Source organism: Salinibacter sp., from assembly GCF_042218895.1.
Classification (GTDB): domain Bacteria; phylum Bacteroidota; class Rhodothermia; order Rhodothermales; family Salinibacteraceae; genus Salinibacter.
Genome location: NZ_JBDGQQ010000021.1, coordinates 1 through 4231, shown reverse-complemented (window position 1 = coordinate 4231; position 4231 = coordinate 1). Strand labels below are relative to the sequence as shown.

3 protein-coding genes are annotated in these 4231 nt (G+C 63.0%); all 3 read left to right on the top strand.

Translation table 11 applies throughout. From position 1 onward, the window contains the following. Positions 1 to 279 precede the first annotated feature (279 nt). Positions 280 to 1938, top strand: coding sequence for a PKD domain-containing protein (locus tag ABEL04_RS02430; RefSeq protein WP_375800786.1), 1659 nt, complete (start codon positions 280 to 282; stop codon positions 1936 to 1938). Between the two features lie 376 nt (positions 1939 to 2314). Then, positions 2315 to 3070 (top strand): outer membrane beta-barrel protein, encoded by a 756-nt coding sequence (locus ABEL04_RS02425; RefSeq protein ID WP_375800785.1) that lies wholly within the window; start codon positions 2315 to 2317, stop codon positions 3068 to 3070. A gap of 754 nt (positions 3071 to 3824) precedes the next feature. Then, positions 3825 to 4231: ATP-binding cassette domain-containing protein (locus tag ABEL04_RS02420; RefSeq protein ID WP_375800784.1), on the top strand; the 407-nt coding region annotated here is incomplete at its 3' end.

Sequence of the window (4231 nt, the reverse complement as noted above, 5' to 3'; positions counted from 1 at the left end):
CTAAGAAAAAGAACATCCCACGAATGGCCACCGGAACGCCCTGCTGTTTTCTACAATCTTGACAGGGCCCCAACATGCATGTCGCCCGCGCATCTGTCCAGATCGATAGTAGAACTCCTCAATCAGGTAGCTTGCTTAGGTCTGAGTACGTCCTGCGACCCCTCTAGAAAGGCTGACGGTGCATTATCGCGCGCAGGACCTGGCTATGTGTAGATTCGACCGCTTACGAAAGATACGGCCCCACTGATGCCACACGCTGTTAGAGAGATTATTTCTGAGATGTCTCGACTCACACTCACCCACGCGAAGCGACGGCCCATTCGCTACGGACGAGGACAGTTTCTTGCGGGCGGCAGTTGCTTCTCTGGCCGCATCCGGCCGCTGCTCGTGGTTCTCTACACGCTCCTCCTCGGAGGCTTCATGGCCGGGATGTCGGCACGGGCCCAGGAGCCGGCACAGGCGCAGAAGAAGCGCGCCGGGGATACCTTCTATTTGAAAGCAGGAGTTGGGCTCTCGGACTATGCAGGGGATGCCGACGGGCAATCGGACGTAGACGACGTGACGGACGATTATGATTTCATATTCGATGCCCAGAAGTTTACCGATGGAGACGTCTTTCCGTATACGCTTTCCGGAGAGCTGGGCTATCAGATCTCGCCCGCGCTGGGAGCGAGTCTGGGGTACCGATTCGGGCAGTATCCATTCGTTTCCGGGGTTCCGTTTACCGTGGATCCCGATCTTACCGGAGAAGGAGGGGACCTGGGGACTGTACGGCACACGATACAGCTTCTGGGACGCTACACGCTCAAGGCGGAAGATTGGACCGCTGCCCCCTACCTCGACGCCGGGCTGGGCGTGTCACTTGGCGGCAACACCCCAGGACTCGGCCCCTCTATCGGGGTGGGGGTCGACGTGCTTCTGAGCAGTCGGACCTCCCTGTTTCTCGAGTCCCGGTCCAGCTTTATCCTAGATGACGCTGCGGCCGATGGCATTGACACCGAAACCCCCGTTGATGCGCTGAGCAAGGCTCTGTCCCTGGGGGTGAAGTACAACCTCAGTCGCAGGACGCCACCGCGGATCCGCGTCCTAAACTGCCCCGAGGAGGTACGCGCTACTAAGTCTTTTACCCTCACGGCTCGTGTCAATGGGGAGGAAGTCTACAGACCTGTGGAATACCAGTGGCGGCTCGGCGATGGAGAGACCGCGTCGGGCCTCACCGTTTCCCACACCTACAGCCAGCCGGGGACCTACGAAGTGACGTTTACCGCCCGCAATGATGCAGGGAGGGCACGCCAGTCGTGTACGGTCAACGCTACTCCTGCTCCCCAGCCGGCCGTGATTGCGTCGATCGACGCTACCCCGAATCCTGTCGACGAGTGCGGGACGGTCCGGTTCAGCAGCACCGTCGAGGGGGACCGCCCCATCACCTACAACTGGACCTTCAGCGACGGCACCAAGGCCTCCGGGGAATCGACCACTCGCACCTACGAAGAGCCTGGCGAGTACACCGTCCGCCTCGACGCCAGCAACGACGTTGGCAAGGACACCGACACCGTAGCTGTGCGCGTCAACCAGCCCCCGGCGGTCTGCACGACAATCGGCGAGATGAACACAGTATTCTTCGAGCAAAACTCCAGCACCCTGACCGAGGAGGCGAAAAAGAGCCTCTCGGAAAACGCCGACGTGCTGTCGAAGTGCCCGAAGCTGAACGTGCAAGTGAAAGGCTTCGCTGCGCCAGACGAACGCAATCCGCAGTCCCTATCGGCGGACCGGGCCCGAGCGGTAGCGAGCTTCTACCAGGACAGCGGCGTGTCGGAAGCCCGGATTTCGACCAGCGGTGAGGGGGAGGTCGAGGGCGTAACCACGAAGAAGGGGGACACTCAGCAGAACCGCCGCGTCGACTCAGTGCCGGTGCAGGACGGAGAGTGTGACATGTAGGCTTCCGGTCACCCGTAGAGCTGCCGCTCTGTTGGGCGTAGGCTCCGGTGTAGTCAAAATCCGATGCGGGGAAAGGAGGTGACCTTGACGCTTTTGGGGCTAGAAAGGAGCTCTAGCGTCTAACCGACTACGACGACCTCCGGGCCCCGAGCGGGCACTGCCAGAGGCAATTTCCACGCGAGTAGTACCGGCGGGGGACCGTCTCTCTACCCGTTGCGGCCAGCTTTGCACTTACGCCATTGCCTCTGCTCTTCCCATGCCATGCATCGGGAGGATCCTTTCCGGAAGGCTTTACCGTCTGCTTGAAAAGCACATCGCTCAGGTGAGACAGTGGGTCGAGCACTCCGGGCTGCCAGGGCTCGTCGGAGGCGGCCCGATGCGCTCGATCGGAGCGATTCTACGATGCGGGCGAGCACGGGCCTCCACGGGTAGCGGTTGGGCTCCTGGCCGCTTCCCACCGCTGATTGCGGTTCTCGGTGCGCTTTCCGCCTGGGCCATTGCAGCTCAGGCGCCGGTACAGGCGCAGAAGAAGCGTGCCGGGGATACGTTCTACCTGAAAGCGGGGGTTGGGCTCTCGGACTATGCGGGCGACGGAGCAAGCGGCGACGACGTGACCGACAGGAATGACTTTCTGTTCGACGCCGACAAGTTTACCGACGGCGACGTTTTTCCGTACGTGCTCTCTGGAGAACTAATCTACCAGATCTCCCCCGCATTCGGGACCAGCCTCGGGTATCGATTTGGGCAGTATCCGTTCGTTTCTGGGGTTCCGTTCACGGTGGATCCCGATCTTACCGGAGAGGGAGGGAACTTGGGGACTGTGCGGCACACGATCCAGCTGTTGGGTCGCTACACGCTCAAGGCGGAAGATTGGACCGTTGCCCCCTACCTCGACGCCGGGATGAGCGTGTCATTCGGCGGGAACGCCCCGGGCGTCGGGCCGTCGGTCGGGGCCGGACTCGACGTAGTACTGAACAAGAAGACCGCCCTGTTTCTTGAGTCCCGTACCAGTGTCATGCTCAGCGATGGGGCAGTCGACGGAATCGACAACAAAACCCCAATTGACACGCTGAGCAACTTGGTATCGTTGGGGGTGAGGTACACCCTCAGCCGCGATGTGTCCTCGCCATAGGTCCGCGTCCCTCCGTTCTGGCGGGAGACGGCCTGGAAGGGGAGGGGCCCCGTTTGACCGGCGCGCAATTTTGCTCTCAGGGCTTGCCCCTGCGGCGTCCGCGCTCGGTCAGCCAGGCGAGCACTGTGCCCCTGGCCGCGAGCAGGTCCCCGGCGTTTCGGCGCCGCCAGCGTGCTTGACCGCTGCGCCTACCCATCAGCCCACGAAGCCCATCCGGGCCTACACGCGGGACGATCTCCGAGACCGGCGCGGACGCTTCGCCACAGGGAAGAGGCCCTGCGCCTACGCCGCTCAGGGCACCCCGTGCCGCTGGAGGAGAGACGGCCCACCGTCTCACGCGGACGGCTCATCATTCCTCTCTGACGGCCTGTCGATCCGGCTGAATCCTCCGGCTGGAGGGCACGTGGAAGGAACGCCGTATCGAGGACAGCACGTTTGAAAAGGTGCCAACGCAGTGCCGCACGGTTGCTGCTGCACGGCCCTAAACGGCTCAGTCTCGGTGGGCTATGTGCGGAACCGGGTCCGGAGCGCGGCGGCGACCGTGCCGCCCGGCGAACTGCTAGGCCATGCCTCCTCGGAAGCGGCGCTGGGCCCTGGTGGCGCCGTGCTGGAACATCATCCCCGAGCACGCGCCCTACGATGCGGTCGCCTTGCTCGTCGGCACGACCGCGCCGCCCCGGGCATACCTGAGCCGGCCTCTCGTTCCTGATCTCCTCCTCCATCGCACGCTACTTGCTCGGCGTACGCCTGACCGATGCGACTGACGACCGATTCGCTCACGAAGCGCTACGGAGACTTCGAACTGTCGATTCCAGACCTCGAGATCGAGTCCGGCACCGCCCTCGGCCTCGTCGGCAACAACGGCGCGGGCAAGACCACCTTCCTCCGCCTCGCCCTGGACCTGATCCGCGCCGATGAGGGCACCGTCCGGCTCGGCGGAGAGGTCGTAGCCGACGCGTTCGACTGGAAAGAGCGGACCGGCTCGTACCTCGGCCCCTCGTTCCTGATCGACTTCCTGACGCCGGATGAGTACTGGCACTTCGTGGGCCAGACCTACGGCCTCGACGAGACCACCGTCAACGAGCGACTGGCGCGTTTTGAGGACTTCTACGTCGACGAGCCGATCGGGGAGACCACCAAGTACATCCGCGACCTCTCGAC

Coding starts and splice junctions, on each gene's coding strand:
- ABEL04_RS02430 (WP_375800786.1), top strand. CDS start 280: ATGTCTCGACTCACACTCACCCACGCGAAGCGACGGCCCATTCGCTAC.
- ABEL04_RS02425 (WP_375800785.1), top strand. CDS start 2,315: ATGCGCTCGATCGGAGCGATTCTACGATGCGGGCGAGCACGGGCCTCC.